We start from the raw sequence: 15,967 nt of genomic DNA, 5'->3' as shown, positions 1-15,967 counted from the left end.
GTTGATTTTTGGCACGCTGTTGAGTTCTCAAGGAACGGACGCTTCCTTCGTACTCACCCTCTCGGGCTTTCCTCCGGGCTTTTCCCTTCGGTCTTGCGTTTCCGACTCTATCAGATCTTTCCGATCCGATTTCCTCGGTGCTTTCCGGCTTCTTCGGTTTCCCGTTTCGGCCTTCCTGCGTTTCCGACTCTATCAGATCCTTTCGGGCCTGATTCCCAGTCAGTGGGGGTTGCCTTCGCGGCTGTTGGGCCGTTCCGACGCTCAAACTCTAGCGGATTTCCCGGGCGGCTCATAATCGAGCCATTCGAAATGAATTTCGGCATGCCGAAATTCGTCCCGGCTGGGAGATCGTGCTGAGTAGAGGTGCCGCTTCAAGCGGCGGGAGTGGCTGTCGCAGAACCGTTCCGGCCCCGTGACAACTCGGAGAACACTACGGATACGACGGGGGTGTGTCAACCCCCGCCCGGTGACCCCTCTGTGCCCGGTCCGCGCCGGTCTCAGTCCAGGTCGGTGAGCCGGCCGCCCGCGTCCGGCTGGGTGCGCTCGACCCTGCGGAGGAGGCGGATCAGCATGTCGCCGAGGCCTGCACGCTCCTCGACCGTGAGGTCCTGGAGGAGCTTCTCCTCGAAGTCCGTCGCCATGCGCATCGCTTCGAGCCACTTCGAGCGGCCCTCGTCCGTCAGCTCCACGATCACCCGGACGCGGTTGGTCTCGTCGCGGTCGCGGGTGACGAGACCCTCGCCGGCCATGCGGTCGATGCGGTGGGTCATGGCCGCCGGGGTCAGGCCGAGGCGCTTGGCCAGCTCGCCCGGGCCCAGGCGGTAGGGGGCGCCGGCGAGGACGAGGGTCTTGAGGACCTCCCACTCCGCGTTGCTGATGCCGAGGTCGGCGACCTGGCGGCCGTACGCGACGTTCATCCGGCGGTTCAGCCGGCCGAGGGCGGAGACCACCTTCTCGACCTGGGGGTCCAGGTCGCGGAACTCGCGCTGGTAAGCCGCGATCTGCTCGTCGAGGGTCGGCTCCTGCGCCGGCTGCGGGCCGGATGGCTCGGGGGTGTCGCTCATGCCGTGAGTATCCCACGGTCCTCGTTGGCGTTGAAGTCCTTCCATGTGTATTGTTAAGGATCTAATTTTACTGTTGAAGTCTTGAGGCTTCAGGCCTACAGCCCTGAAGCCCTGATCGAGGTGGGTGAACCGTGACCAAGGCGATGGGTGCAGCGATGCGTCGGATCCAGACGGGCAGCGCGCTGAGCGCGTTCGGACTGGGATTCACGGTTCCGTACCTCTATGTGTACGTGGCCCAGGTGCGAGACCTGGGCGCGACCACGGCGGGCGTCGTGCTCGCCGTCTTCGCCATGGCCGCACTCGTCGTCCTGCCGTTCAGCGGACGCGCCATCGACCGGCGGGGTCCCCTCCCCGTCCTCCTCGTCGCCGCGGTCCTCGCGTCGCTCGGCGCGCTCGGTATGGGGCTCTCGAGCAGCGTGCCCGCCGCCGTCGGTTCGGCCGCGCTGCTCGGTGCCGGTACGGCCGTGATGCAGCCGGCGCTCGCGACGATGATCGTCTGGTGCTCCGAGCCGTCCACCCGGACCCGGTCCTTCGCCATGCAGTTCTTCCTGCAGAACCTGGGACTCGGCGTCGGTGGTCTGATCGGCGGCCAGCTCGTCGACGTGAACCGGCCGGGGAGCTTCCTCCTGCTCTTCTCGATCGAGGCCGCGATGTTCCTGGTGCTCGGCGGCATCGTGATGACCGTCCGGATGCCGGGTTCGCCCGCCCTCCAGGACACCCGGCCCGCCGGCTCGCCGAAGGGCGGCATCCGGGCGCTGCTCGGGCACAAGGCCATGGTGCAGCTGTGCGTCCTGGGCTTCGTCCTGTTCTTCGCCTGCTACGGGCAGTTCGAGTCGGGTCTCGCGGCGTACGGCACCGAGGCCGCCGGGATCGAGCCGTCGACGCTCGGGATCGCGCTGGCCGCCAACACGGCTGTCATCGTCGTCGCCCAGTTCGTGGTGCTGAAGTTCGTCGAGCGCCGGCGCCGCAGCCGGGTGATCGCCGCCGTCGGTCTGATCTGGGCCGTGGCGTGGGTGATCGCCGGGTACGCGGGGCTCGGGCACGGCAGCCAGGCGATGGCGACCGCCGCGTTCGTCTCCACGTACGCCCTCTTCGGGCTCGGCGAGGCGATGCTGTCGCCGACCGTGGCGCCGCTGGTGGCGGACCTCGCGCCGGAGTCGATGGTCGGTCAGTACAACTCGGCTTTCGCGCTGGTCAAGCAGCTCGCGCTGGCCGTCGGTCCGGCCGTGGGCGGGCCCATGGGCGCCGCGCTGCACGGGCCGTACATCGTGACCTTCGTGCTCTTCTCGCTCGGGATCACGTTCCTCGCGGTACGCCTCGGCAAGCAGCTCACGCCCGTGCAGAACCAGCCGTACCTCGCCACCAGGACCTCCCGTGTGGTGGCGCAGCACATGCCCGCCAAGGAGAGCGTCTCCGCCTGAGCCCTACCTGGGCTCTAGTCGGGCAGGGCGAACTCGCACCAGACCGCTTTGCCGCCGCCCGGTGTGCGGCGGCTGCCCCAGGACGAGGCGATCGTCGCGATGATCGAGATCCCGCGGCCCGCCTCGTCCTCCGTCTCCGCCCTGCGCCGGCGCGGCAGATGGTCGTCCCCGTCCGTGACCTCGATGATCAGCCGCCGGTCGGTGCGGCGCAGTCGCAGGCGCATGGGCGGGGTGCCGTGCTTCAGGGAGTTCGCCACCAGTTCGCTGGTGGCGAGGACGCCGAGGTCGCGCAGCTCGACGGGGAAGCGCCAGCTGGAGAGGACGCCCGAGGCGAAGGCACGCGCGCGTGGGGCCGCTTCGACCCCGCCGAGGAGCTCCAGGGCCGCGTTGTGGAAGAGCTCCGCGTCCGCTCCCTTACGGGAGGGGTGCTGGACGACGAGGACGGCCACGTCGTCGTCGTGCTCGGCGGTGACGCCGAGCGAGCGCAGCAGCCGGTCGCAGACGACCTGCGGGGTGCCGACGGCACCGGAGAGCGCGCGCTCCAGGGCGGCGACGCCCTCGTCGATGTCCTCGCGGCGCCGCTCGACGAGACCGTCGGTGTAGAGGACGGCGGTGGAGCCCGGCGGCAGGGCGATCGAGCCGGAGGTGTGCAGCCAGCCGCCGGTGCCCAGCGGGGGCCCCGTGGGGTCCTCGGCGCTGCGGACCGAACCGTCCTCGTCCCTGACGAGGATGGGGAGGTGGCCGGCGGAGGCGTAGACGAGCTTGCCCTCGTTGGGGTCGTGGACGGCGTAGACGCAGGTGGCGATCTGGCTGGCGTCGATCTCGGCGGCCAGGCCGTCGAGCAGCTGGAGCACTTCGTGCGGGGGCAGGTCGAGCCGGGCGTAGGCCCGGACGGCCGTGCGGAGCTGGCCCATGACGGCGGCGGCGCGCACCCCGCGGCCCATGACGTCGCCGATGACCAGGGCGGTGCGGCCGGCTCCCAGGGTGATGACGTCGTACCAGTCGCCGCCGACGGCCGCGTCCGTGCCGCCGGGCTGGTAGGTGGCGGCGATCCGCAGGTCGTCGGGCTGCTCCAGCTCCTGCGGGAGCAGGGAGCGCTGGAGGGTGACGGCGGTCTCGCGGTGCCGGCGCTCGCTGGCGCGCAGCCGCTCGGCGGCCTCGGCGTGGTCGGTCACGTCGGCGGCGTGGACGAGGACGCCGCCGCCCTCGAAGCGCGCGGAGTCCACCGGCAGGCAGGTGACCGTGTACGAGCCGCCGTCCTGGGTCTTGCGGGACTTGACCGTCCGGGGCTTTCCGCTGCGCAGGACCTGGTCCATGAGCGGAAGCAGGCCGAGTTCCTCGGCCTCGGGGCAGGCGTCGGCGACGGTGGCCCCGGCGAGGCGGGGGCCGAAGGCGGCGGCGTAGGCGTCGTTGACGTACGCGATGCGGTGCTCGGGGCCGTGCACGAGCGCGACCAGGCCGGGGAGACGGCCGATGATCTCCCGTACGGAGAAGTCCTCCAGGGTCGGGACCTCGGCGGCCTCGTCGGCGAGGTGCTCAGGCTGCTGCTCGTACTCACCGCGGGCCGCGGGCACGGAGCCTTCGGTCCCCCGCGCCGCCGTGCGGCGCTGCGTGCCGGGGAGTCGGGCGCTCCAACGGGTGAAGTTCACGGATCTGTATGCCTCGTGGTTGTTGGCCGTGCTGAGTCACTCTGTGCAGGTGTGAGCCCACCTATGGTCACACGTCCAGTGTGACCGACCGCACTGACATCGGTGTCAGCCGGGCTTGGGCCCTTCCGTGGGGCCGTTCTTGGGCCCGTTCCTGGGGCCGTTCTTCGGGGGCGGGGGCGCGGCGGCGAGTTCGAATTCGGCGCGCGGGTGTTCCAGCGAGCCGAGCGAGACGATCTCCCGCTTGAACAGGCCGGAGAGGGTCCACTCGGCCAGGACGCGGGCCTTCCTGTTGAAGGTCGGCACGCGGCTGAGGTGGTAGGCGCGGTGCATGAACCAGGCGGGGTAGCCCTTGAGTTTGCGCCCGTAGACGTGGGCCACGCCCTTGTGGAGGCCGAGGGAGGCGACCGAGCCCGCGTACGCGTGGGCGTACTCCTTGAGCGGCTGTCCGCGCAGGGCGGCGGCGACGTTCTCGGCGAGCACCTTGGTCTGGCGTACGGCGTGCTGCGCGTTCGGCGCGCACTCCTTGCCGGGTTCGTCCGCGGTGATGTCGGGGACGGCCGCGGCGTCTCCGGCCGCCCAGGCGTGTTCGACGCCTTCGACGGACAGGCGGGCGGTGCACTTGATCCGGCCGCGTTCGTTGAGCGGCAGGTCGGTGGCGGTGAGGACCGGTGCGGGCTTCACGCCGGCGGTCCAGACGACCGTACGGGTCGGGAAGCGGCTGCCGTCGCTGAGGACGGCGACGCGGTCCTCGCAGGAGTCGAGCCGGGTCCCCAGGCGTACGTCGATGTTGCGGCCGCGCAGCTCGCGGATCGCGTACTTGCCCATCTTCTCGCCGACCTCGGGCAGGATCCGGTCCGAGGCCTCGACCAGGACCCATTTCAGGTCCTCCGGCTTGATGTTGTGGTAGTACCGCGCGGTGTAGCGGGCCATGTCCTCCAGCTCGGCGAGCGCCTCCACGCCCGCGTAGCCGCCGCCGACGAAGACGAAGGTGAGGGCGGCGTCGCGCAGGCCGGGGTCGCGGGTGGAGGAGGCGATGTCCATCTGCTCGATGACGTGGTTGCGCAGGCCGATGGCCTCCTCGACGGTCTTGAAGCCGATGGCGTAGTCGGCGAGGCCGGGGACCGGGAGGGTGCGGGAGATCGAGCCGGGCGCGATGACCAGTTCTTCGTAGGTGAGCTGCTCGCTGCCGGTGCCTTCCTCCTCGGTGGCGAGGGTGGAGAGCGTCGCGGTCCGCTTGGCGTGGTCGACGGCGTGGACCTCGCCGATGACGATCCGGCACTTGTCCAGGACGCGGCGGAGCGGGACGACGACATGGCGCGGGGAGATCGACCCGGCGGCGGCCTCCGGGAGGAACGGCTGGTACGTCATGTACGGCTCGGGCGTGACCACGACGATCTCGACGGAACCGTCTCTGAGCTCGGTCTTGAGCTGCCGCTGCAGGCGCAGCGCGGTGTACATCCCGACGTAGCCACCGCCGACAACGAGAATGCGCGCAGGTTCGGTCACTGTCCCATGACGCACCGCCGTCCGGGGTTTGTCCACAGGCTCGACAAATTGTGTGACCGGAGGTGCGCGGGGGCGCGGGGTGGCGCACACGGTGGGTACAGCGGAAAGTGCGCAGGTCAGAGTGGGCGTGGGGGGTGGCGCGGGAGAGCGGAATCGGGAGAGTTCAGGCCCTTGCTCCGATCGGGGGGCGCACCGTACGGAACTCCCCCTTCTGAATTGACCTCGTCTCAACTATGTTCGTACCTCGTCGGGGTATCGGCTCGCGGCGCGCAGACCAGAGCGCCGCACAATGGGCCGACCCCGTGTCAAGGCGGGGAGTCTCCGGGGGGAGACATCATGAGCGGGGGAACGCTTATGCACATGCAGGATTCTCGGTGGCAGGCTGTCGTCGACACGACGGACAGCGCCTTCGACGGACGTGGTGCGGGAGTGAGCGCGGGGACGGGTACGGCCGCGGGTGCGGTTTCGGGCCCCGGTGCCGGCGCGGTCTCGGGCGGCGGTGCGGTCTCGGGCGCGGGCATCGGGTCGGCGGGGTCCGTCGGCCGGTCGGTTCCGCTGCGCGTGGACGCCCAGCGGAACCTGGAGCACGTGCTGCGCGCGGCGCGCGAGGTGTTCGGCGAACTCGGTTACGGCGCGCCGATGGAGGACGTGGCCCGGCGTGCCCGGGTCGGCGTCGGCACGGTGTACCGCCGCTTCCCGAGCAAGGACGTGCTGGTCCGCCGGATCGCCGAGGAGGAGACCTCCCGGCTGACCGAGCAGGCCCGCACCGCCCTCGGGCAGGAGGATGAGCCGTGGTCGGCGCTCTCCCGGTTCCTGCGGACCTCGGTGGCCTCGGGCGCGGGGCGCCTGTTGCCGCCGCAGATACTGCGGGTGGGCGTGGACGCGGACGAGCTGCTGCTGCCGGCGCAGAGCGCCGGTGACGAGGCGCGGGTGCCGCACCAGCGGGGCTTCGCCGACCAGTCTGAGTCACGGGTGGCCGCGCCGCGCGCGGTGCCGGGCGCCGAGCAGGACGACGCCGGCGCGGCGGAGCTCCTGGAGGTCGTCGGACGGCTCGTGGACCGGGCCCGTGAGGCGGGCGAGCTGCGGACGGACGTGACCGTGGCCGATGTCCTGCTCGTCATAGCCACGGCGGCGCCCGCGCTGCCGGACGCGGCGCAGCAGGCGGCTGCCTCGGCCAGGCTCCTCGACATCCTTCTGGAGGGCCTCCGCTCGCGCTAGCGGCGGAGCGGGGCCGGTTCGGCTTCGGGGTGTTCTGCCTCGGGGCGGCCTCGGGGCGGTCGGCCTCGGGCCGGTCGGGTTCCGGGGTGTTCGGCTTCCGGGCCGTCGGCTCTGGGGTGTTCGGCTTCGGGGTGTTCGGCTTCCGCGTTGTTCGGTTCTGTTGGTCCGGGCGGACCGTCGAGCATGGCACGAACGGGTGATCGGTTACGCCCGGATACCGGAAGTGGCCCCGGACGAGTGGTAAGTGGACGCTGAGGTTCAGTGCGTAGGCGCTCTGTGGCACTCTTGCCCGGTGTTCGGTTCTGAGCGTGCATACGGGGGCTTCCGCGATGAGCGGTGACGGTCGGGACGAGCCTCTGGGCAACGGCGGTGGCACGGAGACCGGGGGCCTTCCCCCGCAACACGTGCCGAGTCAGGGCGGACCCGGAGGTTCCGCGGGCGGGCCCAAGGCTCAGGCTCCGGGCGAGCCGAGTGTGCCGCAGCAGCGCGAGGGCGGGGCAGTGGCCGGTGCCGTCACGCGGTCGGCGGCCGCCGACGGAGCGGACGAGCCCGACACCGTCCTTCCGCCTCCGGTCGAACTGCCGCCCTCCGACGCCGATCTCATCCAGCTGATGCGGGGCGGCGACGACAGCGCGTACGAAGAGCTGTTCCGTCGCCACTCCGAGGCCGTGCGCCGCTACGCCAGGACCTGCTGCCGCGACGCGCACACCGCCGACGACCTGACGGCGGAGGTGTTCGCCCGCACGCTCCAGGCGGTACGGGGTGGAGCGGGTCCCGAGCAGGCGGTGCGCGCCTATCTGCTGACCACGGTCCGTCGGGTCGCCGCGAACTGGACGCGCACGCAGAAGCGCGAGCACCTGGTCGAGGACTTCGCCGTGTTCGCGGCGCAGGCCGCCCGCTCGTCCGAGGTCTCCGACCAGGACACGCTCGACCTCGGCGCCGACGTCATGGCCATGCACGAGGCCGAACAGTCGCTGGCCATGCAGGCGTTCCGGTCGCTGCCCGAGCGGTGGCAGGCCGTCCTGTGGCACACCACCGTCGAGGAGGAGTCGCCCAGCGACGTCGCCCCGCTGTTCGGACTGACCGCCAACGCCACCGCCGTACTGGCCAGCAGGGCCCGCGAGGGCCTCAAGCAGGCCTACCTCCAGGCGCACGTGAGCACGTCCCTGACGGCGGGCGGTGACTGCGCCCGCTACGCCGACCGGCTCGGCGCGTACGCGCGCGGGGGCCTGCGGATGCGGGCCGAGCGCGGGCTGCGCAAGCACCTGGAGGAGTGCGCCAAGTGCCGGCTCGCCGTCGGCGAGCTGGAGCATGTGAACGCCGGGATCCCCGCGCTGCTGCCGATCGCCGTCATCGGCTGGTTCGCCGCGGGGTACGCGCTCAAGGCCGCCGGTGTCGTGGCCGGCGGGGTCGTGGGCGCCGCGGGCGCCGGTGCGGCCGCCGCCGCGACGGGCGCGGCGACGGGCGCGGGCTCGTCGAGTACGGCCGGAGCGTCCTCCGCCGCCGCGGCGGAGGGGCTCGGCGCGCCCGCGAAGGCGGGCATCGCGGCGGCGGTGGCCGTGGCCGCGACGGCAGGCCTGGTCTGGGCCCTCTCCGGAGACCCCCAGCCCGTCGCGAAGCCCGAACCCACGCCGTCGGCCGTCGCCCCCGCCGTACCGCAGGCGCCCACTCCGTCGCCGAAGCCGACCCCGAAGCCCACGCCGCCGCCCGCCCCTCCGGCGCCGGTCGAGGAGCCGGAGCCGACGCCGACTCCGACCCCGACGCCCACACCTGAGCCGACTCCGACGCCTACGGTCGAGCCCAGCCCCACGCCGACGCCCGCACCTCCGAAGCCGACGCCGACACCCACCCCGACGCCCACGCCGCCGCCCGCCCCGCCGGCCGTCTACCAGGTGAACGAGCTCGACTACGGCGTCTTCGGCGACGGCACGAAGCCCGAGGTCCGGCTCGGTGACAGCAGCTGGATGTGGCAGCGCCAGGGCCTGTCGATCGGCGGCACGCGGTACGGGCACGGGGTCAGCGTGCACGCTCCGTCGGCGCTCGTGATCGACCTCAACCGGCAGTGCACCAGCTACGACGCGCTCGTCGGCGTCGACGACCTGACCGCGCCGATCGGCATCGGAGGCGTCCGCTTCTCCGTCTACGGAGACGGTGAACGGCTCTGGCGCTCGCAGGTCGTCGAGGCGGGCGACCCCGCGATCCCGGTCCACGTCGGCATCGCGGGGCGCGAGACCCTCCGGCTGGTCGTGGAGGAGACCTCGCCGTGGGGCCGCGTCGCGGTGGCAGACTGGGCGCAGTCCCGGATCAGCTGTTCCTGAGGGCGGCCGCCGATCAGCTGTTCCTGAGGGCGGGGGCCGCGAGTCAGTTGTTCCTGGGGTCCGCCACGGGTCAGTCGTTCCCGACGTCCGCCACGTACGCGTCCACCAGGGCGATCACCTCGTCGAGGGTCAGGCGGGCGCCCTCGGCGTAGGCGCTCGCGGTGGCGGACTCGCCCAGTTCCGTGCGGGCCCTGGTCATCAGGTTCTCCGCCTCGCGGAGTTCGGGGACGGAGCGGGGGATCGCGACCCGCCAGGTGTCGACGGCGGCCAGGACCCGGACGGCGACCGGGAGCGCGCCGCTCATGCTGAGCACGGTCGCCAGGCACTCCCCCAGTTGGGCCGTGACGAAGTCGGCGCACTGGGCCTGCAGGGTGAGCCGCAGGGCGTCGACCGCCTCCACCACGGCCGCCGTACCGCCGCCCTCCTGCGCGAGCACGCGCGCGGAGAGCCCGGCCACGGAGGCGGTGAAGTGCGGAGGCGGTGTTCCGGTGAGGACCAGTCGCTTCGCGGCGTCCATGTGCGCGCGGGCCTCACGGGCGTCGCCGCGGTAGAGGGCGAGGACGGCCCTCATGAACCGTAGGAACGTCTCCGTGTCCTCGATGTGGTGGTCGGCGGCCTCCGCCTCGGCCTCGTCGAGGCCCTTCTCGGCGGCGTCCACGTCACCGGAGCGGTAGGCGAGTTCGGCGAGCCGGGCGATCAGGAACGGGGACTCGGCGTGCGCGCCGACCTCGCGGGCGAGGGCGAGAGCGTCTTCGTACGCCTCCTCCGCCTCCGCGAGCCGGCCCCGCATCATGTGCGCCTCGCCCGCCGCGCTCGCCACCTGCGCCCGCATCCAGCGGTCGCCGACGCGGCGGGAGAGGACGCGCAGTTCGGCCAGGTCCTCGTCGATGCCGTGCGTCTCGCCGGGCATGTCGATCACCAGGTGCGTACGGAACATCATGCTGACGCCGAGCTCCCACTCACCGCCGTACCGGCGGCATGTGTCGACGGCGGTGTCGAGCATCTCGCGCAGGACCGCCGGGCTCTCGGTGAGGAACGCGGTGAACGGCCACAGGAGCCCTGGGAAGCGGGCCGACTCGGGCCCGGGCCGCTCGCCGAAGGCCTCGCGCACCCGCCGTACCAGCGCGCTTCCCTCGGGGTCGTCGCGCAGGTCGGCGGCCGTGCGGTTCTCCACGACGAGGAAGAAGGAGAGCATGCGCAGCCGCATGCGGGGCCAGTAGCGGGGGTCTTCTGGGTCGTCCGGGTCCTCGCCGAGCAGGAGCGCGCGTTCGGTCCAGACCAGGCCCTCGGTGCGGTAGTTGCGGAGCCACCAGAACCAGCCGATGGCGAGGACGAGGCGGTGGGCGGCGGCCTCGTCGGGAGCCGTGACGGTCGTGCGGTGGAGGGCGGCGCGGATGTTGTCGAGGTCGGTCTCGATCCGCCGGATCCAGGGGAGTTGCTCGCCGGAGCGGAGGAGGGGTTCGGCCCGCTCGGCGAGGGCGGTGAAGTACGCGGTGTGGGCGGCTTCGGCGGCGGCGAGGACGTCGGGGCGCTCGGCGGCGCGTTCGACGGCGTACTCGTGGATGGTCTCCAGGAGCCGGTAGCGCATCTCGCCGTCGTCGGTGGGGGCGGCGACGACGAGGGACTTGTCGACGAGCGCGCCGAGCGGGTCGGCGGCGTTCGGACCGTCCGGACCGTTCGGGACGAGGGCCTCCGCGGCGGCCAGGTCCCAGCCGCCGGCGAAGACGGAGAGCCTGCGGAAGAGGGTGCGTTCGTCGGCGTCGAGGAGGTCCCAGGACCAGTCGACGACGGCGCGGAGGGTCTGCTGGCGGGGCAGGACGGTGCGGCTGCCGGAGGTGAGGAGACGGAAGCGGTCGTCGAGCCGGTCGGCGATCTGGCGCGGGGTGAGCAGGCGCAGCCGGGCGGCGGCGAGTTCGATGGCGAGGGGGAGGCCGTCGAGGCGGCGGCAGATCTCGTCGACGGCGCGGTGGCCGTCGGCGCTGTTCTCGGCGGCGAAGTCGGGGCGGACGGCGCGGGCGCGTTCGGCGAAGAGGCGGTGGGCCGGGGCGGGCGGCAGGGGCTCGACGGGGCGGACCGTTTCTCCGGGTACGCCGAGGGGCTCGCGGCTGGTGGCGAGGACGCGCAGCCGGGGGCAGCGGGTGAGGAGGGTCTCGGCGAGGGCGGCGGCCGCGTCGATGACGTGCTCGCAGTTGTCGAGGACGAGGAGGAGGGAGCGGGGCGCGAGGTGGTCGACGAGCCGGTGGACGGGGTCGTCCTGGGGGGCCTGGCCCTCGCGGGTGATCAGGGTGGTCTCGCGGAGCCGGAGCGCGGAGAGGACGGCGCCGGGCACGGCGGCGGGGTCGTCGAGCGGCGCGAGCTCGACGAGCCAGGCGCCGTCGGGGGCGGTGGGGGTGGAGGGCGGTGGGGCGGCGGGGCTCTGGGGGAAGGCCGTCGGGGCGTCGGGGCTCGGGGCGGCGGGCGTCTGGGTGGAGGGACTCGGGGTGGATGGACTCGGGGCGGCGGACCTCGGGGTGGAGGGACTCGGGGTGGAGGGACTCGGGGTGGAGGGCGTCGTCGAGGTGGGAGCGGTCGGGGTCGGGTCGGGGGCCGTCGGAGCGGCGAGCGCGAGCGTCGTACTGGCGGCGAGGGCGACTTCTTCGGCGAGGCGGGTCTTGCCGGAGCCGCCGGGGCCGGTGAGCGTGACGAGGCGGGAGCGGGTCAGGTCGGCGCGGAGGGCGGCGAGGTCGGGTTCGCGGCCGACGAAGGAGGTGAGGCGGGGCCGGATGTTCCCGGTCTCGCGGGGCTGCGGGGGCGGTGTCGGGCGGAGGAGTTCGCGGTGGAGCGCGGTGAGTTCGGCGCCGGGGTCGGTGCCGAGCCCCTCGGCGAGCGCGCGGCGGGCGTCCTCGAACGCGGCGAGGGCGTCGGCCTGCCGGCCCTCGGCCCGCAGGGCGCGTACGAGTTGGGCGCGGAAGCCCTCGTCGTACGGGTACGCGTCCGTCAGCTCGGTCAGCTCCGGTACGAGTCCGTCGACGGCGCCGCGCCCGAGGTCGGCCTCGACGCGCCGGCGCAGGGCGGCGAGGCGCTGCGCCTCGGGCCGCACGCGCGCGTGCTCGGGCAGATCGGCGAGCGCGGGGCCGCGGAAGAGGGCGAGGGCGGTACGGAGGAGGGCGGCGGCGCTGTCGGGGTCACCGGCGTCGAGGCGGGCGCCGGCGTCGCGGACGTGGCGCTCGAAGACGTACAGGTCGATGTCGTCGGGCCCGGCGGCGAGGCGGTAGCCGGGCCCGGGCACGGACTCGACGGCCTCCCGCCCGAGGGTCCGGCGCAGCCGCCCGACGAGGGCCTGGAGGGCAGCGGGGGCGTCGTGCGGGGGCTCGTCGCCGTACACGTCCTCGACCAGCTCGCCCACGGTCACCGCCCGCCCGCCGCGCACCGCGAGCGCGGCGAGCAACGCCCGCAGCCGGGCCCCGCCCAGGGGAAGGGGCGTGCCGTCCGCGTCGAGCGCGAGGGTGGAACCGAGGATCAGATACCGCACGCGGGCCATTGTCGCCGGGGCGGGCGCGGGACGCCTCGGGGTTTACGCGGGCGTGGCGGCTCGGGTTTGAGCGCGCGTGGCGGCTCGGGGTCTGCGCGGACGTGGCGCCGCCCGGGTCTACGCGCGCGTGGGCCTCGGGACATACGCGGACGTGGCGCCCCGAGTCTCCGCGCGCGTGGCGCCCCCGGGGCCTCCCGGAGGGGCACGCTCAGAATTCCGAGGTGTCGAGCTCGAAACCGAGGGGCTCGGGCAGGGCCACGACCGTCCCCAGCCTGTGGACGGCCCGCACGGCGTAGCCGTCGGCCCGCGGTTCGGCGTGGATGACCGCCTCGTCCGCCTCGCGGTCGATCACGAGGTAGACCGGGATCCCCGCGTCGGCGTAGCCGTGGACCTTCTGGCCCCGGTCACGGCTCACTGTGGACGCGGAAGTGACCTCGGCGACGAGGAGGACGGGGTCGGGTGCATGCCACACGAGTTCGTCGCGGTAGCTGCCCCTGGGGGCGACGGTGAGATCAGGGACGACGTGATCGGTGCCCGACGGACCGGGCAGCTCCAACCCGATCCTGCCGTAGCAGCTCAGGTACCGATATCCCCTCCGTGCGAACACCTGATCCCTCAGTTCCGCCACGATGCTCGCGTGGCGTCCGTCACCGATCCCCGTGACGTAGATCTGCCCTCGGATCAGCTCCACGCGCCATCCCTCGGGCTCGGCCGCACTGAGTTGCTGGAATGCCTGCTCCACCGCCTCGCCTGCGAAGTCGGCTGACCGCGTCGACATGAAGGCCTCCTCTCGCCCGACGTCCACGGTGGCATCCCGCGCGACGGGTAGGGGTGGTGGGCCGGAGAGGTTTCACCCGCAAGGCTGGCACCGCCCGCCCTCGCCCCTCACGCCGGCAGCGACCTCCGGGTCGCCGGTACCAACGGGCCCACCACCGCCTGGCGCTGGCGTGGGGCCGCCGAGCCTGTCCAGCAGGAGCCTCGGCGGGACAGGAGGCGGCGGAGCCAGAGTTCGGTGGAGACCAGGTCGGCGAGGCCGTCCAGGGGGATCGGGTCGCCGTCGGCCGCCGCGTGGAGGGCCTTGCGGACCACGCGGGCCTCGATCAGGCCCGCGTCGGCGAGGAGCGGGGCGTCGAAGAGGGCCAGGAGGTGCGGGAGCGCGGCGCGTAGGCCGATGCGGACGGCCGCTGCCGGGACCGCGGGGTTCGGCGCGCCCCAGCCCGGCGGGAGGTCGTGGACGCCCGCGCCCGCGAGGACCGTGCGCAGGACGGACGCCCGGGCTCCCGGCTGGACCCGGAGCGATTCGGGGAGGTCGCGGGAGGCCCGTACCACCTGGTTGTCCAGGAACGGCGCGTGCAGCCGCTGGCCGCGGATCTCGGCCGCCTGTTCCAGGACCCGGTGGTCGGCCGCCGCCCGCGCGAGGGCCGCACGCGCGCGTGCCTCCCCCGGTCGCTGCACCGACGTCGGCAGCGTCGCCGCCCGCGTCAGGCGAACCGATACTTCAGCCAGCGCCTCCCCCGTCAGCCAGCGCGCCGCAGGCCCCGGCCGCGACCAGGTCAGGGCGGAGAGGGACGCCTCCACCGGGCCGTAGGCCCCCGGGCCCGGCCGGTTCGCGTCGAGCAGCAGCCTCGCCGCCGCCTCCAGGCCCGACCGGTACGGGGTGCGGGCGAGCCGGCGCGCCGCACGGTAGACCGTCAGCGGGACCAGCATCGAACCCGCCGACGGGCCCGCCGCCTTGGCCAGTGCCGTCACCGGCCGTACGAGGGGTCTGCGCCGGCGGTCCATCAGCAGGTCGGCGAGGCGCGCCGGGTGCGCGTCCAGGACCTGGCGGGCGCCCAGGCCCGTGAAGTGGTCCGCGCTGCCGCCCGCGAGCCGCCGCCGGTGCCGGTCGGCGACGACCAGCGAAGGGCCGGGCTCGTCGGTCAGCGGCCCCTCGAGCTCCGCGTACGGCAGCGCCTCCTCGCCCGCCGCCACGACCACGTGGTGCAGCCGCGGGTTCGCCGCGATCGCCCGGGCCCGCTCAAGTTCCTCCTCCCGGTCGGAACCCCCGCCGGTCGCCAGGTCGTTGAACGTGACGGCGAGCAGCCGTTCCCCCGCGCCCGTGCCGTGGCCGAGGATCGTCCCGGGCACCCCCGGCAGGCCCGCCGCGAGGAGCGCGAGCGTGCCGGACGCGCTGCCGCCGGACAGGTCCGCGCCGATGCCGGGCGCCGGGCCGCCGCCCCGGGCCGCCCGCCGCTCGGCGGGACCCATGCCGGGCACAGGGCCCGGGTCCGGCAGGGGCGCCTCCGGTGCGTGCCGGGGCGCGGTGAGCCGGGCCCGTACGGCGTCGACCAGCGCGTCCCGTACGCCCTCCACCGCCCGCCGCGGCTCGACCTGGGCCGCCGCGACCGCGAGCGAGGCCACCGCTTCGTACCCGGTGATCTCGCGCGAGCCCTCGCGCAGGATCAGCGCGTGCCCGGGCGGCACCCGCTTCACGCCTTCGTACGGGGTCGAGTCGCGCAGCGCCTCCGGGGTCTCCGGGCAGGCGAGCAGCGCCGCCAGGTGGCCGATGTCGAGCTGGGCCTCGACGAGGTCCGCGAGGGGCAGGGCGGCCGTCGCGTACGCCGTGCCGCCCGCCCACGGGGTGTGGAACACCGGCCGCGCGCCCGCCAGATCGCCGGTCACGGTGACGCGGCGGCCGACCCGCACGACGGCCGTGTAGCTGCCCGCCCAGGCGGTGAGATGGCGCAGCGCGCCCCCGCGCGCGGTGAGCAGCCCGACCCGCAGCTCCTCGTCGCTCGCGGCGCAACACCCCAGGACGGCGAGGCGGGTGTGCGCGTCGATGCTGATCACGCGGACCTCGTCGGGACGCCAGTCGCCGACCGCCCAGAGCGGATCGGGGTCGCCCCACAGGAGTTGGGCACCGACCGGCTGCACCGTGCGCCCCTCGGACGCAGGGTCCCCCACGGCACCGGCCGCGCCGGCTGTACCCGCAGTAACCGTCGTACCGAAGCTCGCGGCGACACTGCTCCAGCCCACCAGCCATCGCATCGGCGCCTCCACGTCGGTTCAGTGGAGGAACATGCTGCCACGACAACAGCGCACGGAGGGGGCTCCGGGGTCGCGCGCGCCAATGCGAATGCGCCCCTGGCATGGGCCAGTTGACACCGGTTCGACGACGGTCGTCATTCGGCCATTCTCAACGCGCCAGCGGTGGCGCGGACCCGGCGCGCCGGACAACCTGAGGGCGTCCGGCACTCCGGGAGGCGCTGTCCGCCTCCCGGAGCCGTCCGCCGCCCGCGGG

At 73.6% G+C, this 15,967-nt stretch carries 9 protein-coding genes; 3 read left to right on the top strand and 6 right to left on the bottom strand.

The genetic code is table 11. From position 1 onward, the window contains the following. Window positions 1-497: 497 nt before the first annotated feature. Window positions 498-1,064, bottom strand: coding sequence for a MarR family winged helix-turn-helix transcriptional regulator (locus ACFWRO_RS03105; RefSeq protein ID WP_384503687.1), 567 nt, complete (start codon window positions 1,062-1,064; stop codon window positions 498-500). Window positions 1,065-1,207: 143 nt separating this feature from the next. On the opposite strand from ACFWRO_RS03105, the gene ACFWRO_RS03100 reads away from it, so the two are divergent. Further along, window positions 1,208-2,485: an MFS transporter gene (locus tag ACFWRO_RS03100; protein WP_384503754.1), complete on the top strand. Its 1,278-nt coding sequence runs from the start codon at window positions 1,208-1,210 to the stop codon at window positions 2,483-2,485. Window positions 2,486-2,499: 14 nt separating this feature from the next. Here ACFWRO_RS03100 and ACFWRO_RS03095 read toward each other — a convergent pair whose 3' ends face one another. Both ACFWRO_RS03095 and ACFWRO_RS03090 read right to left on the bottom strand, forming a co-directional pair. Continuing rightward, window positions 2,500-4,134 (bottom strand): SpoIIE family protein phosphatase, encoded by a 1,635-nt coding sequence (locus tag ACFWRO_RS03095; protein WP_384503686.1) that lies wholly within the window; start codon window positions 4,132-4,134, stop codon window positions 2,500-2,502. A gap of 105 nt (window positions 4,135-4,239) precedes the next feature. Further along, window positions 4,240-5,592: an NAD(P)/FAD-dependent oxidoreductase gene (locus tag ACFWRO_RS03090; protein ID WP_384503752.1), complete on the bottom strand. Its 1,353-nt coding sequence runs from the start codon at window positions 5,590-5,592 to the stop codon at window positions 4,240-4,242. Between the two features lie 402 nt (window positions 5,593-5,994). Here ACFWRO_RS03090 and ACFWRO_RS03085 point away from each other — a divergent pair, with 402 nt between their 5' ends. Together ACFWRO_RS03085 and ACFWRO_RS03080 are read left to right on the top strand one after the other, a co-directional pair. Continuing rightward, window positions 5,995-6,858 carry a TetR/AcrR family transcriptional regulator gene (locus ACFWRO_RS03085; protein WP_384503750.1) on the top strand — a complete coding sequence of 288 codons (864 nt, stop codon included), beginning with the start codon at window positions 5,995-5,997 and terminating at the stop codon, window positions 6,856-6,858. Window positions 6,859-7,187: 329 nt separating this feature from the next. Then, on the top strand, window positions 7,188-9,176 hold the full coding sequence (locus ACFWRO_RS03080) for a sigma-70 family RNA polymerase sigma factor (RefSeq protein WP_384503685.1): 1,989 nt from the start codon (window positions 7,188-7,190) through the stop codon (window positions 9,174-9,176). Window positions 9,177-9,246: 70 nt separating this feature from the next. Here ACFWRO_RS03080 and ACFWRO_RS03075 read toward each other — a convergent pair whose 3' ends face one another. The 3 genes from ACFWRO_RS03075 to ACFWRO_RS03065 form a co-directional block, all read right to left on the bottom strand. Beyond that, the gene (locus tag ACFWRO_RS03075; RefSeq protein ID WP_384503683.1) at window positions 9,247-12,687 is read right to left on the bottom strand and encodes a BTAD domain-containing putative transcriptional regulator; all 3,441 of its coding nucleotides are present in this window, start codon (window positions 12,685-12,687) and stop codon (window positions 9,247-9,249) included. Window positions 12,688-12,895: 208 nt separating this feature from the next. Continuing rightward, window positions 12,896-13,465, bottom strand: coding sequence for a Uma2 family endonuclease (locus ACFWRO_RS03070; protein WP_384503682.1), 570 nt, complete (start codon window positions 13,463-13,465; stop codon window positions 12,896-12,898). Between the two features lie 107 nt (window positions 13,466-13,572). Next, on the bottom strand, window positions 13,573-15,714 hold the full coding sequence (locus tag ACFWRO_RS03065; RefSeq protein ID WP_384503681.1) for an asparagine synthase-related protein: 2,142 nt from the start codon (window positions 15,712-15,714) through the stop codon (window positions 13,573-13,575). Between the last annotated feature and the right edge of the window lie 253 nt (window positions 15,715-15,967).

Origin of the sequence: Streptomyces sp. NPDC058579, from assembly GCF_042718575.1 — a bacterium.
GTDB lineage: Bacteria > Actinomycetota > Actinomycetes > Streptomycetales > Streptomycetaceae > Streptomyces.
This window is presented reverse-complemented; position numbering and strand designations above follow the sequence as displayed.

Coding starts and splice junctions, on each gene's coding strand:
- ACFWRO_RS03105 (WP_384503687.1), bottom strand. CDS start 1,064: ATGAGCGACACCCCCGAGCCATCCGGCCCGCAGCCGGCGCAGGAGCCG.
- ACFWRO_RS03100 (WP_384503754.1), top strand. CDS start 1,208: ATGGGTGCAGCGATGCGTCGGATCCAGACGGGCAGCGCGCTGAGCGCG.
- ACFWRO_RS03090 (WP_384503752.1), bottom strand. CDS start 5,592: ATGTACACCGCGCTGCGCCTGCAGCGGCAGCTCAAGACCGAGCTCAGA.
- ACFWRO_RS03085 (WP_384503750.1), top strand. CDS start 5,995: ATGCACATGCAGGATTCTCGGTGGCAGGCTGTCGTCGACACGACGGAC.
- ACFWRO_RS03080 (WP_384503685.1), top strand. CDS start 7,188: ATGAGCGGTGACGGTCGGGACGAGCCTCTGGGCAACGGCGGTGGCACG.
- ACFWRO_RS03070 (WP_384503682.1), bottom strand. CDS start 13,465: ATGTCGACGCGGTCAGCCGACTTCGCAGGCGAGGCGGTGGAGCAGGCA.
- ACFWRO_RS03065 (WP_384503681.1), bottom strand. CDS start 15,714: ATGCGATGGCTGGTGGGCTGGAGCAGTGTCGCCGCGAGCTTCGGTACG.